The 14,322-nt window shown below is 61.4% G+C and carries 14 protein-coding genes; 8 read left to right on the top strand and 6 right to left on the bottom strand.

The annotated features are described in order from the left end of the window. Window position 1 precedes the first annotated feature (1 nt). On the bottom strand, window positions 2-619 hold the full coding sequence (gene lolB, locus AC07OF_RS14220; protein WP_476446023.1) for a lipoprotein insertase outer membrane protein LolB: 618 nt from the start codon (window positions 617-619) through the stop codon (window positions 2-4). A gap of 4 nt (window positions 620-623) precedes the next feature. Further along, a complete protein-coding gene (locus tag AC07OF_RS14215) occupies window positions 624-2,351 on the bottom strand; it encodes a tetratricopeptide repeat protein (RefSeq protein WP_495073023.1) in 1,728 nt (575 codons plus the stop codon). Between the two features lie 176 nt (window positions 2,352-2,527). Between AC07OF_RS14215 and hemA the strand changes: the two genes are divergently transcribed. The 6 genes from hemA (at window position 2,528) to AC07OF_RS14185 (ending at window position 7,892) form a co-directional block, all read left to right on the top strand. Further along, window positions 2,528-3,805: a glutamyl-tRNA reductase gene (hemA, locus tag AC07OF_RS14210; RefSeq protein WP_157194260.1), complete on the top strand. Its 1,278-nt coding sequence runs from the start codon at window positions 2,528-2,530 to the stop codon at window positions 3,803-3,805. Beyond that, window positions 3,802-4,884, top strand: a complete 1,083-nt coding sequence (gene prfA, locus AC07OF_RS14205) for a peptide chain release factor 1 (protein WP_038614744.1) — start codon at window positions 3,802-3,804, stop codon at window positions 4,882-4,884. The genes hemA and prfA overlap by 4 nt, the downstream gene beginning before the upstream one ends. Continuing rightward, entirely contained in the window at window positions 4,885-5,715 is an 831-nt protein-coding gene (prmC, locus tag AC07OF_RS14200; RefSeq protein ID WP_157194258.1) for a peptide chain release factor N(5)-glutamine methyltransferase, read from the top strand. It abuts the gene before it with no gap. After that, window positions 5,709-6,464, top strand: a complete 756-nt coding sequence (locus AC07OF_RS14195; protein ID WP_157194256.1) for a molybdopterin-synthase adenylyltransferase MoeB — start codon at window positions 5,709-5,711, stop codon at window positions 6,462-6,464. The genes prmC and AC07OF_RS14195 overlap by 7 nt, the downstream gene beginning before the upstream one ends. Beyond that, window positions 6,457-7,257: a glutamate racemase gene (gene murI, locus AC07OF_RS14190; RefSeq protein ID WP_157194254.1), complete on the top strand. Its 801-nt coding sequence runs from the start codon at window positions 6,457-6,459 to the stop codon at window positions 7,255-7,257. Before AC07OF_RS14195 ends, murI begins: the two co-directional genes overlap by 8 nt. 116 nt (window positions 7,258-7,373) lie before the next feature. Then, the gene (locus tag AC07OF_RS14185; protein WP_157194252.1) at window positions 7,374-7,892 is read left to right on the top strand and encodes an acyloxyacyl hydrolase; all 519 of its coding nucleotides are present in this window, start codon (window positions 7,374-7,376) and stop codon (window positions 7,890-7,892) included. Window positions 7,893-7,930: 38 nt separating this feature from the next. On the opposite strand, the gene AC07OF_RS14180 is transcribed toward AC07OF_RS14185, so the two are convergent. The 4 genes from AC07OF_RS14180 to AC07OF_RS14165 all read right to left on the bottom strand — a co-directional run bounded on the left by AC07OF_RS14180 (window position 7,931) and on the right by AC07OF_RS14165 (window position 12,164). Beyond that, window positions 7,931-8,635, bottom strand: coding sequence for an SDR family NAD(P)-dependent oxidoreductase (locus tag AC07OF_RS14180; protein ID WP_495073022.1), 705 nt, complete (start codon window positions 8,633-8,635; stop codon window positions 7,931-7,933). Further along, window positions 8,628-10,073 (bottom strand): deoxyribodipyrimidine photo-lyase, encoded by a 1,446-nt coding sequence (gene phrB, locus AC07OF_RS14175; RefSeq protein WP_476446018.1) that lies wholly within the window; start codon window positions 10,071-10,073, stop codon window positions 8,628-8,630. The genes AC07OF_RS14180 and phrB overlap by 8 nt, the downstream gene beginning before the upstream one ends. A gap of 9 nt (window positions 10,074-10,082) precedes the next feature. Further along, entirely contained in the window at window positions 10,083-11,051 is a 969-nt protein-coding gene (locus AC07OF_RS14170; RefSeq protein WP_157194248.1) for a YbgA family protein, read from the bottom strand. 126 nt (window positions 11,052-11,177) lie between these two features. Further along, entirely contained in the window at window positions 11,178-12,164 is a 987-nt protein-coding gene (locus AC07OF_RS14165; RefSeq protein ID WP_157194246.1) for an NAD(P)/FAD-dependent oxidoreductase, read from the bottom strand. Between the two features lie 188 nt (window positions 12,165-12,352). On the opposite strand from AC07OF_RS14165, the gene AC07OF_RS14160 reads away from it, so the two are divergent. Both AC07OF_RS14160 and hemH read left to right on the top strand, forming a co-directional pair. Then, window positions 12,353-13,258 (top strand): TIGR01777 family oxidoreductase, encoded by a 906-nt coding sequence (locus tag AC07OF_RS14160; RefSeq protein ID WP_476446017.1) that lies wholly within the window; start codon window positions 12,353-12,355, stop codon window positions 13,256-13,258. 13 nt (window positions 13,259-13,271) lie between these two features. Further along, window positions 13,272-14,285, top strand: coding sequence for a ferrochelatase (gene hemH / locus AC07OF_RS14155; protein WP_157194242.1), 1,014 nt, complete (start codon window positions 13,272-13,274; stop codon window positions 14,283-14,285). Window positions 14,286-14,322: the final 37 nt, after the last annotated feature.

Here is a 14,322-nt window from a genome sequence, read left to right as displayed (position 1 = left end):
ATCAGTGCCCCAGCTGGCGCGGCTGCCAGTCCTTGACCACCAGGGTCACGTCGATATTTTGCCCGTGCAGCTTGAGGCGCTCGGGCAGCCAGTAGCCGTTCTGCTCGGTATAGCTCAGGTACTGTACGTCCCAGCCGTCCTGCTTGAGGCTGGCCAGGCGGCTGTCGCGGCCCAGGGTCAGCTGGCTCTTGCTGTCCGGTGCGGGCAGGCCGCGTACCCACCAGACCAGGTGCGATACCGGCAATTCCCAGCCGAGCTGTTCTGCGAGCAGGGCCTCCGGGCTTTTCGCTTCGAAGCGGCCCTGGTTGGCAACCTCAAGCACAACCCCGCCCGGGCGACCGGTCAGGCGTGCGGCGCCACGGCCCAGCGGGCCGGACAGGCGAATGTCGTAGTAATCCTGGCGCTGCAGCCAGAACAGGGTACCGCTGCCGGAATCTTTGGGGGCGCGGATCCCGACCTTGCCGTTGATCTGCCAGCCGTCGAGGGTGCTCAGCTGTTGTTTGTGCTCGCGCCACAATTCCGGGCTGCCCTGGCCCTGGAGGGCTTCACGGGAACCGAAGCCGGCACAACCGGCGAGCAGGGCGATCAGGCTGAAGGTGATGCAGTGGCGCAAAAACATAGGCTTAAAGAGTCTCGGAACCGGTCAGGCGCAAGACGGTCTTGCGCAGGATAGGGCTGTCGGGTTGGGCTTCGATGGCTTTGGCCCAGATCTGGCGTGCTTCGCGGCGTTTGCCGTTGGCCCAGAGCACTTCGCCCAGGTGCGCGGCGACTTCGTGGTCGGGGAAGCGCTCCAGGGCCTGGCGCAGCAGGCGCTCGGCTTCGTCGAGATTGCCCATGCGATAGTTGACCCAACCCAGGCTGTCGAGCACCGCGGGGTCGTCCGGGTTGATCTGGTGAGCCTTGTCGATCAGTGCCTTGGCTTCGGCATAGCGCGTGGTGCGGTCGGCCAGGGTGTAGCCCAGGGCGTTGAGGGCCATGGCGTTTTCCGGCTCGCGGGCAATGATGCTGCGCAGGTCCTTTTCCATCTGGGCCAGGTCGTTGCGCTTTTCGGCCAGCATGGCGCGGGTGTACAGCAGGTTGTTGTCGTCCGGGTACTGCTTCAGGGCCTGTTCCAGTACTTGCAGGGCCTGGGCGTCCTTGTCGTTGTTACCCAGTGCCTCTGCTTCGATCAGGTACAGCTGGATGACGTAGTCCGGCTGGGTGTCGCGGGCCAGCGCCAGGCGCCGTGACGCTTCTGTGCTACGGCCATTGGCCACAAGGATGTCGGCCTGGCGCAGTTGTGCCGGCAGAAAGTCGTTGCCCGGCCCGACCTGGGCGTATTCGTCCAGGGCTGCCTGCGGCTGGTTGCGTTCTTCATGGATGCGCCCCAGGTTCAGGTGCGCCGAGTCGACGTGACTGTCGCGCTCGATCAGTTCTTGCAGGTACCCGGTCGCTTCATCCCAGTTCTTGGTTTCCAGGCAGATCAGGGCCAGGGAGTACCGCAGCTCGTCGTCATCCGGGTATTGCTCGAGCAGGCTGGCAAACTCGACTTTGGCGTCGTCCAGGCGATCCTGTTCCACCAGGGTGCGGGCATAGGTGAGGCGCAGACGCTTGTCGTCCGGGTTCTGGCGGATGGTTTTCTGCAGCAGCGGCAGGGCTTCTTCGCCGCGGCCCACGCTTTGCAGCAGGCGCGCGCGCAGCAGCACCGGAGCGATCTCGCCTTCCTCGGGCGGATGCGCTTCAAGCAAGTCCAGTGCCGCCTGGGAATTACCGTCCTGCTGCAGAAGCAAGGCCTTGCCGAATACCAGCTGGCCATTGTCCGGGTATTTCTGCAGCAGGCGATCGAAGCTCTTTTGCAGGCCGTCGCGGGTGTCCTGGTCGGTTTCGGCGGCCGACAGGGCGAGGAAATCGAAATGGGTGTCGCCTTTGCCCTGCAGCACTTTCTCCATGTAGACCATGGAGTCGTCGTAGCGGCCCCCGCGTGCCAGCTGGATGGCAGCAGCGCGTTGCGCATCGAGGTTGTCCGGAGCGTTTTTCGCCCAGATCAGTGCGGTATCCAGGGCGGATTGATCGGCGCCGAGGTATTCGGCAATGCGGTAGGCGCGCTCGGAAATGCCGGGATCCTGGGTTTTGATTGCCTCACTGACATAGTTGTCCAGGGCTATGTCAAAGCGATTGCGCTGGCCGGCCAGTTCCGCACTCAACAGGTTGTACACGGTTTCCTGGGTAAACGACCCATAGACCACCGGCTTGTCCGCCGGCTTTTGTGCGACATCGAGGGCAGGCGCCTGGGCATCCGTCGAGTCGGGGGCCAGGGTCTGGCAGCCCTGGAGCAGGGCCAAGGCAAGGAATAACGCGTAGGATCTATTCATAGTGAGGATTTGGGCGGCTTACCAGCGGTCGGATCATCATGACACAAGCGCCGGGGCAAACCCATAAGCGAAGGTCTCGGTAGAGGTAGACTATAGAGACAATAGCGAGCGGTGGTTGTTCTGAAACCTGCGAAGTAGGACAATTATCGGCTTCTCGTCATAATCAGCGACCTTGCATGGCCTTTCTTGCCCTCGGTATCAACCATAAGACTGCCTCGGTAGACGTACGCGAGCGCGTGGCGTTTACACCTGAGCAGCTGGTGGACGCCTTGCAGCAGCTCTGCCGACTGACCGCCAGCCGTGAGGCTGCGATCCTTTCGACCTGTAACCGCAGCGAGCTCTATATAGAGCAGGACCACCTGGCAGCAGAGAGCATTCTGCGCTGGCTGGCCGAATACCATAAGCTGAGCCTCGATGAACTGCGCGCCAGCGCCTACATTCATGAGGACCATGATGCGGTCCGGCACATGATGCGGGTGGCGTCCGGGCTCGACTCGCTGGTGCTTGGCGAGCCGCAGATTCTCGGGCAGATGAAGTCTGCCTACGCCGTGGCGCGCGAAGCCGGGACCATCGGCCCGCTGCTTGGCCGGTTGTTCCAGGCAACCTTCAGTGCCGCCAAACAGGTGCGCACCGATACCGCCATCGGCGAAAACCCGGTGTCGGTGGCCTTTGCCGCTGTCAGCCTGGCCAAACAGATCTTCAGCGACCTGGGTCGCAGCCAGGCGCTGTTGATTGGCGCCGGCGAAACCATCACCCTGGTGGCGCGACACCTGCACGAGCAGGGCGTACGGCGTATCGTGGTCGCCAACCGCACCCTGGAGCGGGCCAGTACCCTGGCCGAGCAGTTTGGCGCCCATGCGGTGTTGCTGGCGGATATTCCGCAGGAGCTGGTCAACAGCGATATCGTCATCAGTTCCACTGCCAGCCAGTTGCCGATCCTCGGCAAGGGTGCGGTGGAAAGTGCGCTGAAGCAGCGCCGGCACAAGCCGATCTTCATGGTCGATATCGCCGTGCCGCGCGATATCGAGCCAGAAGTCGGTGAGCTGGACGACGTCTACCTGTATACCGTCGATGACCTGCACGATGTGGTCGCCGAGAACCTCAAGAGCCGCCAGGGCGCTGCCCAGGCCGCCGAAGAGCTGGTCTCGGTGGGCGCTGAAGATTTCATGCTGCGCCTGCGCGAGCTGGCGGCGGTGGATGTGCTCAAGGCATACCGTCAGCAGAGCGAACGCCTGCGCGACGAAGAACTGCAAAAGGCCCAGCGCATGCTGGCCAATGGTGGCAGCGCCGAAGAGGTGCTGGTGCAACTGGCGCGCGGGCTGACCAACAAATTGCTCCATGCACCCAGTGTGCAACTGAAAAAGCTCTCTGCCGAAGGCCGCCTCGATGCGTTGGCCATGGCTCAGGAACTCTTTGCCCTCAATGAGGGTTCGACGGATAAAACCCCGCAATGAAAGCGTCGCTGCTCAATAAGCTGGACACCCTCCAGGACCGTTTCGAGGAATTGACCGCCCTGCTGGGTGATGCTGAAGTCATTTCCGACCAGACCCGCTTTCGCGCCTATTCCCGCGAATATGCCGAAGTCGAGCCCGTGGCTGCGGCTTACGCCCAGTGGCGCAAGGTGCAGGACGACCTGGCCGGTGCCCAGGCGCTGCTCAAGGATAGCGACCCCGACCTGCGCGAAATGGCCGTAGAGGAAGTACGCGAAGCCAAGGAGCAACTGGCCGAACTGGAGAACCAGCTGCAGCGCATGCTGCTGCCCAAGGATCCCAACGACGGGCGCAACGTGTTCCTGGAAATCCGCGCCGGTACCGGCGGTGACGAGGCGGCGATTTTCTCCGGCGACCTGTTCCGCATGTATTCGCGCTACGCCGAACGTCGTGGCTGGCGCCTGGAAATTCTCTCGGAAAACGAGGGCGAACACGGCGGCTACAAAGAAATCATCGCCCGGGTCGAGGGCGACTATGTCTATGGCAAACTGAAGTTCGAGTCCGGTGCCCACCGTGTTCAGCGTGTGCCGGAAACCGAATCCCAGGGCCGTATCCACACCTCGGCCTGCACCGTGGCGGTACTGCCCGAGCCTGACGAACATGTGGCGATCGAGATCAATCCGGCCGACTTGCGCGTGGATACCTACCGTGCCTCCGGCGCCGGTGGTCAGCACATCAACAAGACCGACTCGGCGGTGCGCATTACCCACTTGCCTACAGGTATTGTGGTCGAGTGTCAGGAAGAGCGTTCCCAGCACAAGAACCGTGCAAGGGCGATGTCCTGGCTGTCGGCCAAGCTCAACGACATGCAGACCAGCGCTGCGCAGAATGCCATTGCCAGCGAGCGCAAGCTGCTGGTCGGCTCGGGCGACCGCTCCGAGCGGATTCGTACCTACAACTATCCACAGGGCCGGGTTACGGATCACCGTATCAACCTGACCTTGTATTCCCTCGATGATGTCCTGGCCGGCGGCGTGGACGCGGTGATCGAACCGCTGCTGGCCGAGTATCAGGCTGACCAACTGGCTGCACTGGGTGAGTAAATGACGATTATCGCCAGCCTGCTCCGCGCCGCGGAGCTACCGGATTCGCCAACCGCGCGCCTGGATGTCGAGCTGCTGTTGGCGGCCGCCATCGGCAAGTCACGCAGTTACCTGCACACCTGGCCTGAGCGGATCGTCAGCAGCGAAGCGGCGCTGGTCTTCGCCGAGTACCTGCAGCGCCGCCGTAGCGGCGAGCCGGTGGCCTACATCCTCGGGCAGCAAGGTTTCTGGAACCTGGACCTGGAAGTCGCACCGCATACCCTGATTCCGCGTCCGGACACCGAGCTGCTGGTTGAGACTGCCCTCGAGCTGTTGCCGCTGAGCCCGGTTCGCGTGCTGGACCTGGGCACCGGTACCGGCGCCATTGCCCTGGCCCTGGCCAGCGAGCGGGCGCAGTGGCAGGTCATGGCGGTGGACCGCGTGCTTGAGGCTGTGGCCCTGGCCGAGCGCAACCGCCAGCGCTTGCAACTGAACAATGTCCAGGTACGCAGCAGCCACTGGTTCGACGCTCTCAAGGGCGAGCGCTTTGATCTGATCATCAGCAATCCGCCGTATATCGCTGCCGAAGATCCGCACCTGGTGGCGGGCGATGTGCGCTTTGAACCGAGCAGCGCGCTGGTGGCGGGGGCCGATGGCCTGGACGACCTGCGCGTGATCATCAGCCAGGCGCCTGCGCATCTGCAGCCGGGTGGCTGGTTGCTGCTCGAGCACGGTTACGATCAGGCTGCAGCGGTGCGCGAGTTGCTGGCTCAGCACGACTTCGAACAAATCGAAAGCCGCATCGATCTCGGCGGCCATGAACGAATCAGCCTGGGGCGACTGTCGTGCTGAGTGATCAGGAACTATTGCGCTACAGCCGGCAGATCCTCCTGGCTCAGGTCGATATCGACGGGCAACTGCGGCTCAAAGACAGCCGGGTATTGATCGTCGGCCTCGGTGGCCTGGGTTCGCCCGTGGCGTTGTACCTGGCGGCGGCGGGTGTCGGTGAACTGCACCTGGCGGATTTCGACACGGTCGACCTGACCAATTTGCAGCGTCAGGTCTTGCACGACACTGCCTCGGTGGGGCTGAGCAAGGTCGACTCGGCGTTGAACCGTTTGCAGGCGATCAATCCCGAGGTGCGCCTGGTTGCCCACCGTAGCGCTCTGGATGAAGATTCGCTGACGGCCGCTGTGCAGGCGGTCGACCTGGTGCTCGACTGCACCGACAATTTCGCCACCCGCGAGGCGGTCAATGCCACTTGCGTGGCACAAGGCAAACCGTTGGTCAGCGGTGCGGCGATTCGCCTGGAAGGGCAGTTGTCGGTGTTCGATCCGCGTCGCCCTGAAAGCCCCTGCTACCACTGTCTCTATGGTCATGGCAGTGAAGCCGAGCTGACCTGTAGCGAAGCCGGGGTCGTCGGTCCGCTGGTAGGTCTGGTGGGCAGCTTGCAAGCCCTTGAAGCGCTCAAGCTTCTGGCAGGTTTTGGTGAGCCACTGGTTGGGCGCTTGTTGCTGATCGATGCGCTGGGCAGTCGCTTTCGTGAGTTGCGCGTCAAGCGTGATCCGGGGTGCAGTGTCTGTGGCGGGCACGATGACTGATCAGGCGGCAGCGCCGGTCGGCGTCTTCGATTCCGGTGTCGGTGGTTTGTCGGTGCTGGCAGAAATCCAGCGCTTGCTGCCCAATGAGTCACTACTGTACGTCGCCGACTGCGGACATATTCCCTATGGCGAGAAGTCTCCTGAGTTCATCCGTCAGCGTTGCCGCCTGGTCGCCGAGTTTTTCCGCGAGCAAGGCGCCAAGGCCATGGTGCTCGCCTGCAACACCGCCACCGTCGCTGCGGTAGCCGACCTGCGTGAGCACTATCCGGACTGGCCATTGGTAGGGATGGAGCCAGCGGTAAAACCCGCTGCTGCCGCCACCCGTAGTGGCGTGGTGGGGGTGCTGGCTACCACCGGCACGCTGCAGAGCGCCAAGTTCGCGGCGCTGCTCGACCGCTTTGCCAGCGATGTACAGGTAGTGACTCAGCCGTGCCCCGGGCTGGTCGAGTGCATCGAGGCGGGAGATTTGAGCAGTCCGGCCCTGCGTGACTTGCTGCAGGGCTATTTGAAGCCCTTGCTTGCAGCGGGCTGCGACACCTTGATTCTGGGCTGTACGCATTATCCTTTCCTCAAGCCTCTGCTGGCACAGATGGTGCCGCCATCCATTGCCATTATCGACACCGGTGCCGCCGTCGCCCGCCAGTTGCAACGGCTGCTGGGCGAGCGGCGCTTGCTGTCTGATGGCCCTGCGCGTGAGGCACAGTTCTGGACCAGTTCAAGCCCGGAACATTTGCGAAAGATACTTCCGATGTTGTGGAATAAATCTGACAGTGTGCGAAGCTTCACAGTGTAAGAAGTGCGATAAGGCACTGAACATTCTTATGAACTAACACGGCCGTCACGATATCTAGAATCTTGTCCGACAAGACAGAAGAACCAACATTAGCATTAGGAAAAAGGACGTTTCTCATGAAGAAACTGCTTTGTTTGGCTGCAGTTGCAGCCGTGACCCTGGGGCAATCGTTTACAACTCAAGCGGCAGATATTTCTTTTTCAGTTGGACAGACCGGCGAATCGACCATGACCTATCGCCTGGGTCTGCAATCGAACTGGGATGCCAGTTGGTGGCAAACCAGTGTTGGCCGGATTACCGGTTATTGGGATGCGGGCTACACCTATTGGGATGGCCAGGAATCGGCAAGCCATCACAGTCTTTCCGTTGCACCGGTATTCGTCTACGAGTTTGCGGGCGAGTCGGTAAACCCTTATGTCGAAATCGGTATCGGGGTGGCGGCGTTCTCTAGCACCGAGGTAGAAGACAACGAACTAGGTTCGTCTTTCCAGTTCGAAGACCGTATCGGTTTCGGCCTGCGTTTCGCGGGTGGCCATGAAGTTGGCGTGCGTGCCATCCACTATTCCAATGCCGGGTTGCAAACGCCTAACGATGGCGTGGAAAGCTACGCACTTCATTACCGCATGCCGCTATAAACCTGCGTCGGCCCTGCAAGGGTTGCAGGGCTGAGAGGCTACCTGGGTAGCGGCCAGAGGTCGTTCAGGTGCAGGGCCTCCAGCACCAGGTTGGCGGGGCGATCAGGCAGGCGATTAAGAATGACCTCTGCGGCGGTGTGCGCCGTCCATTGTTCTGGAGCAACCGGCTCCGTCACCTGCGCAAAGTTCAGATCCATCGGAGCAATGATCGTCAGGTCTATGGCCTGGGCGGCGAGTGCGGCACGCTGGCTGTTGAGTAGCTGGACCAAGCTATTGTCCACCGTGGCCGGTTGGCTGGGGTCATGCAGCTGCAGTGCTGAATAGCGGCTGAGAATACTGACCACCTGAGGCGAGTTGTTGCCTTGCAACAGGGGCCGGGCACTTTCCAGGCAGTGCCGGGTGGCGCTGAGGTTGCTGCTGACAATCCCTTCGAAAATGGCCGGGGCCGGCGTATCGATCGCCAGATAGTCGCAAGTTCCAGCATTGATGATCATGCAGTCGAGCGCACCCCAGTGATCGCTGATCTGCCTGGCGGCTTCTTGCGCTTCATCTGGCTCGCTCAGATTGCCGTCGAGTAACAGCAAACTTTCAGGATACTGCAGGGAAAAGTCTTGCAAGAGTTCACAAGTCCGGCCACTGGCAGCTACTCGTGAGCCCTGTTCCAGTAACTGCTCGACCAGCGCCAGCCCAAGACCGTTGCTGGTACCGGTAATCCAGACACGATTGGCAATGAAGTTATTCAAAAGGCGATTCCTCAACCTGCCGCGTGGATAAATTCTTGAAAGCGTTCAAGGCGCGTTGGCGACTGCTACCGAGGTCCACAATGGGTTGTGGGTAATCATTTGTAGCAAATAACGGTGCAAGTGGCATTGGGCTATGAATGTTTTTTTCATCGGAGGCTGCCAGCTCTGGCAACCAGCGCTTGATAAACCAGCCTTGGCTGTCGAAACGTCGGGATTGGCTGACCGGATTGAAGATCCGGAAGTAAGGCACCGCATCGGTTCCGGTAGAGGCGCTCCACTGCCAGCCACCGTTATTCGCGGCCAGGTCGCCATCAATCAGGTGACGCATGAAGAAGCGCTCGCCTTCACGCCAGTCGATCAACAGGTTCTTGGTCAGGAACATCGCCACGATCATACGTAGTCGGTTATGCATCCAGCCGGTGGCAAGCAGTTGACGCATGGCGGCGTCGATGATCGGAATACCGGTGCGGCCTTCCTGCCAGGCTTTCAGTTCGTCGGGTGCGTGGCGCCAGGGGAGTGCCTCGGTTTCCTGGCGGAAGGCGCGGTGGCGCGACACCCGCGGGTAGCCGTTGAGGATGTGCTTGTAGAACTCACGCCAGATCAGCTCGTTGATCCAGGTCACCAGCCCGCTGTTGCCACTGTCAAACTCGCCGTGGTTGTGCCCCAGGGCACGCAGCAGGCACTGGCGAGGGGAGATGACGCCCGCTGCGAGATAAGGCGAGAGTTGGCTGGTGCCGGCAACGGCGGGAAAGTCCCGTTGCAGCTGGTAGTCATCAACGGCTTCATCGATAAAGCGCTGCAGGCGGTCATGGGCTTCGGTTTCACCGGCAGGCCAGAGATCGCTCAGGCTGGCAGGTGGCACGGCGAAACCCGGCACCTGAGTGGGGATCGCATCGCTGGCGACCGCCAGTGGTGTCTGGGGTGTTAGCAGCGGCCGAAGGCCTGGCAGGCCCAGGTGCAAGCGTTCGTAACAGGCTTTGCGAAATTGGCTGAAGACCTGGAAGTAGCCACCGCTGCGGGTGAGGATGCTGCCGGGTCTGAACAGCAATTGATCCAGGTGGCGATGCACGGCAATGCCCGCCTGAGACAGCGACTCACTGACGGCCTGATCGCGGCGGCTTTCGTTGATGCCGTACTCTTCGTTCAGGTGCAGTGCCTGAACCTGGTGCTCGCGGCAGATCTGCAGCAGCACATCAGGGGCCTGGTCCCAGGTGTCGGCTTCGCGCACCAGCAACGGGATGTTCAGTGTGGCCAGGCGCTCGCTTAACGCTGCCAGGTTACGCAGCCAGAAATCGATTTTGCAGGGGGCATCATCATGGCTGCGCCACTGTTGCGCGCTGACCAGCCAGACCGCCAGGGTCGGCCCCTGTTCGCATGCGGCGGACAATGCGGTGTTGTCGTCTACGCGCAGGTCACTGCGCAGCCAGATCAGTTGCATGGTGTTTGTTCAGATTGCATTGCGCAGGCTCAAGTTTTCCGGGTGCGGTTGCAGGTAGACCTGTTGCAGCACATAGGGATCGGGATGACCGCGCAAGTGATGCTTGAGCAGCGTCAGGGGCACCACCAACGGCACGATGCCGTCGTGGTACTGGTGGATCAGTTGCCGGATTTCCAGTTTGTCGTCTTCGCTCAGCACCTTGCGCAGATAACCGCTCAGGTGCAGCAGCACATTGCTGTGGTTGCCGCGGCTGGCGCAGCGGCGTAGCGCCTGCATCAACTGGCTGAAGTAACGGGGGCCAAGTTCCTGCGGATCATCGTCGCGGGTCATGCTGCCCAGCAGCTTGCCCAGTGTTTTGTACTGATGCGGGTTGTTGGCCATCAATTGGTACTTGTACCGCGCATGGAAGGCGATCAAAGCGCCACGGCTCAGCCCTTCGGCGAGTAGCTGCTGCCAGGCGGCGAAGGCATACACGCGGGTGATGAAGTTTTCCCGCAGGACCGGGTCGCACAAGCGGCCGTCTTCTTCGACCGGCAAGTCCGGGCGTTGCTGGCAAAAGGCAGCAGCATAAAGACCGCGGCCGCCTTCGTGGGCGGGATAGCCGTTGGCCTTGTAGACCTTGACCCGTTCAAGCCCGCACGACGGCGATTTCTGCATGAAGATGTAGCCACAGATATCGGTGAGGTCCGTGGCCATCTGCTGCCCATAGGCGCGCAGCGGGCCAGACAGGTCCAGTGCCGGATCATGACTGGCGACGGCTTGTGGGGCGGCGGGATCGCCTGTCAGGCGGATGGGCGCGCGTGGAACGCCGAGGCCGATGGCCATTTCCGGGCAGACCGGGATGAAGTCGAAATACTCTCCCAGTACCTCGTTGCAGAGTCGAGAGGCCTTGTGACCGCCGTTGTAGCGAACCTCGGCACCGGTCAGGCAGGCGCTGACCGCGATTCTGGGTTTGCGAGCGGCGTGCGACGCGTCCATGGCGAACTCCGAATAATCTTGTACATAAGAATATTTATGTACAGGATTATCATAGGAGTAAATGTAGGCGAGTCAATTGTTTTGCATGATTCTCGTATAGGAATTATCCGCAATGCTGCGGCGCAGTCATTCCAGGTGCTCGAGCAATCTGCGTGCGGCTTCCTGGCCACTGAGCCAGGCGCCTTCGACACGTCCGGACAGGCACCAGTCGCCGCAGGCATACAGACCCAGGTCGGCGTCGGCCAAGGCGCCCCACTCATGATTGCTGGCCGGACGGGCGTACAACCAGCGGTGGGCGAGGGAAAAGCTGGGGGCAGGGACCACGCAGCCGACCAGCTCGGCGAAATCACCCCAGAGCTGTTCGATCACTGCTTCCTTGCTCAGGTCGATGTGTTGCTTGCTCCAGCTTGAGGTGGCATGCAGGACCCAGGTGTCCATGTGCTCATCACGTCCCGGTTTGCTGCGATTGCAAGCCAGCCAGTCCAGCGAGCTGTCCTGCACGAAGCAACCCTGCATCGGTGTGTCCAACGGCGTATCGAATGCCAGGGCAATTGCCCAGGTCGGGTCCATCTGCACGCCGGCGGCGGCGGCGGCGAGCTTGGGCGCGGTGGCCAGCAGCTGGGTCGCCTGCGGAGCCGGCACCGCAACCACTACCCGGCTGAAAGGGCCGTGGCTGCAGCCGTCGGTATCCTGCAAATGCCAGTACTTCTGACCACGGTAGACCTCTGCGATCCGGCAGCTGAAATTGACTGTCACATCCTTGAGCAGGCCGCGGGTGATGGCACTCATGCGCGGTACGCCAACCCAGCGGGTCTGTTCGTCCGGCGATGGGCTCAGGACGCCATTCTGGTAGTTGTAAAGTTGCGGTTTCCACTCTGCAACCCAGCCGGCTGCGACCCACTGCTGGACCTGATCGACAAAGCGCCGGTCACGGGCAGTGAAGTACTGGGCGCCGAGGTCCAGGGCGCCGGCATCGCTGCGTTTGCTGGCCATGCGGCCGCCGCTGCCGTGCCCCTTGTCGAACAGGTGGACGGTCTGCCCGGCTTTTTGCAGTGCCTGGGCTGCTGACAGCCCGGCGATACCGGCACCGATGATGGCAATAGGTACAGTCATGATGGCCTCTTCGAACCTTATGGGTGCAGACTTCTCTTCTGCCGGGCAAACCTATACATCCTGTAAGTCCTGTATAAGGTGCTTCCGTTCATTACCGCAGGTTGGCCTATGTTTATCCGAGAGTGTTCGGTCAAAAAAGTGCCTTGATCTTAAAAATAGACCAGGGTGCGCCATGTGAGGACACAGCCATGCATATATTGCTGACCGGCGGTACGGGATTGATAGGTCAACAGCTTTGCCAGCGCTGGTTGGCGCAAGGGCATCGTTTGACGGTCTGGAGCCGGCGCCCTGAACAGGTGGGTAAATTATGTGGGGTCGGTGTGCAGGGCATCGCCCGGCTCGAGGCTTTAGGTGAGGATGATCCTGTCGATGCGGTGATCAATCTGGCCGGCGCACCGATAGCCGATCGGCCATGGAGCACGCGCCGGCGTGCGCTGCTGTGGAGCAGCCGGATCACCCTTACCGAGCAGTTGCTTGCCTGGCTCGAGAGCCGTCAGCAGCGCCCTGAGGTGCTGATCTCCGGGTCGGCGGTAGGGTGGTATGGCGACGGTGGTGAACGTGAGCTGACCGAGGCCTCGCAGCCGGTCAAGGAGGACTTTGCCAGTCAGCTGTGCATTGCCTGGGAAGAAACCGCACAACACGCCCAGGCCTTGGGCATACGCGTGGTGCTGGTACGTACCGGGCTGGTGCTGTCCAGTGAGGGCGGCTTTTTGTCGCGCCTGCGCCTGCCGTTCAAACTGGGCCTGGGCGGGCCGATTGGCGATGGTCGGCAATGGATGCCCTGGGTTCATATAGACGACCAGGTCGCGCTGATTGATTTTCTCTTGCAGCACAAGGACGCCAGCGGTCCTTATAATGCCTGCGCCCCGGAACCTGTACGCAACCGCGAGTTTGCCAGGCGCCTGGGCCGCGCTCTGCATCGTCCTGCATTGATGCCGTTGCCGGCACTGGTGCTGAAGGCCGGGTTGGGCGAGCTGTCGACCCTGTTGCTGGGCGGACAGCGGGCACGCCCGGTGCGTTTGCTCGCTGCGGGGTTCACTTTCCGCTTCAATGATTTGCAATCGGCGCTGGATGATTTGTCCAGGCGCCTCTGAAATAGGACGTTGCATGACCGATCACGCTCTGCTGCTGGTCAACCTGGGCTCGCCGGCCTCCACTTCGGTGGCCGATGTGCGCCGCTATCTCAATCAGTTTCTGATGGACCCCTACGTCATCGACCTGCCTTGGCCGGTGCGTCGTTTGCTGGTGTCGCTGATTTTGATCAAGCGTCCTGAGCAATCGGCCCATGCCTATGCCTCGATCTGGTGGGATGAAGGCTCGCCGCTGGTGGTGCTGACCCGGCGTTTGCAGGCTGCCATGCGTGAGCATTGGCAGCATGGGCCGGTGGAGATCGCCATGCGTTATGGTGAGCCGTCCTTGCCGACGGTGCTGCAGCGTCTGGCTGCGCAAGGCGTGCGCAAGGTTACCTTGGCGCCGCTTTATCCACAGTTCGCCGATAGCACGGTGACCACCGTGGTCGAGCAGGCCAGGCAGGTAATCGCCGAGCACAAGTTGCCGGTGGAGATGGCTGTGCTGCAGCCATTCTATGACCAGCCAGATTACATCGACGCCTTGGTGGAAAGTGCCCGGCCTTACCTTGAGCAGGATTACGACCACCTGCTGCTGAGTTTCCATGGCTTGCCCGAGCGGCATTTGAAGAAGCTCGATCCGACCGGTAAACATGATTTCCAGGCTGAGGACTGCTGTCGCGATTCTTCGCCCGAAATGCTTGCTGTCTGCTATCGCGGCCAATGTTTGCGTACGGCGCAGGCGTTCGCGAAAAAAATGGGCATCCCCGACGGCAAGTGGTCAGTGTCGTTTCAGTCGCGGTTGGGCCGGGCGAAATGGATCGAGCCTTATACCGAAACCCGTCTGGACGAATTGGGCAAGTCAGGGGTGAAAAAGCTGCTGGTGATGTGCCCGGCGTTTGTTGCCGACTGCATCGAGACGCTGGAAGAGATCGGCGATCGCGGGCGCGAGCAATTTGTTGCGGCGGGCGGAGAGGAGTTGCTGCTGGTGCCGTGCCTGAACGATCACCCGCAGTGGGTGCAGGCGTTGAAGGGGATGTGTGAGAGGGCTTGAGGGCTGATCGCGGGGCAGGTCGAGTGTCGCACTGCCC

This window comes from Pseudomonas sp. GW821-FHT10B02 (assembly GCF_059415665.1).
The sequence above is the reverse complement of the archived record's forward strand: the minus strand, read 5'-3'. Positions and strand labels throughout refer to the sequence as shown.

Coding starts and splice junctions, on each gene's coding strand:
- lolB (WP_476446023.1), bottom strand. CDS start 619: ATGTTTTTGCGCCACTGCATCACCTTCAGCCTGATCGCCCTGCTCGCC.
- AC07OF_RS14215 (WP_495073023.1), bottom strand. CDS start 2,351: ATGAATAGATCCTACGCGTTATTCCTTGCCTTGGCCCTGCTCCAGGGC.
- hemA (WP_157194260.1), top strand. CDS start 2,528: ATGGCCTTTCTTGCCCTCGGTATCAACCATAAGACTGCCTCGGTAGAC.
- prfA (WP_038614744.1), top strand. CDS start 3,802: ATGAAAGCGTCGCTGCTCAATAAGCTGGACACCCTCCAGGACCGTTTC.
- prmC (WP_157194258.1), top strand. CDS start 4,885: ATGACGATTATCGCCAGCCTGCTCCGCGCCGCGGAGCTACCGGATTCG.
- murI (WP_157194254.1), top strand. CDS start 6,457: ATGACTGATCAGGCGGCAGCGCCGGTCGGCGTCTTCGATTCCGGTGTC.
- AC07OF_RS14185 (WP_157194252.1), top strand. CDS start 7,374: ATGAAGAAACTGCTTTGTTTGGCTGCAGTTGCAGCCGTGACCCTGGGG.
- phrB (WP_476446018.1), bottom strand. CDS start 10,073: ATGCAACTGATCTGGCTGCGCAGTGACCTGCGCGTAGACGACAACACC.
- AC07OF_RS14170 (WP_157194248.1), bottom strand. CDS start 11,051: ATGGACGCGTCGCACGCCGCTCGCAAACCCAGAATCGCGGTCAGCGCC.
- AC07OF_RS14165 (WP_157194246.1), bottom strand. CDS start 12,164: ATGACTGTACCTATTGCCATCATCGGTGCCGGTATCGCCGGGCTGTCA.
- AC07OF_RS14160 (WP_476446017.1), top strand. CDS start 12,353: ATGCATATATTGCTGACCGGCGGTACGGGATTGATAGGTCAACAGCTT.
- hemH (WP_157194242.1), top strand. CDS start 13,272: ATGACCGATCACGCTCTGCTGCTGGTCAACCTGGGCTCGCCGGCCTCC.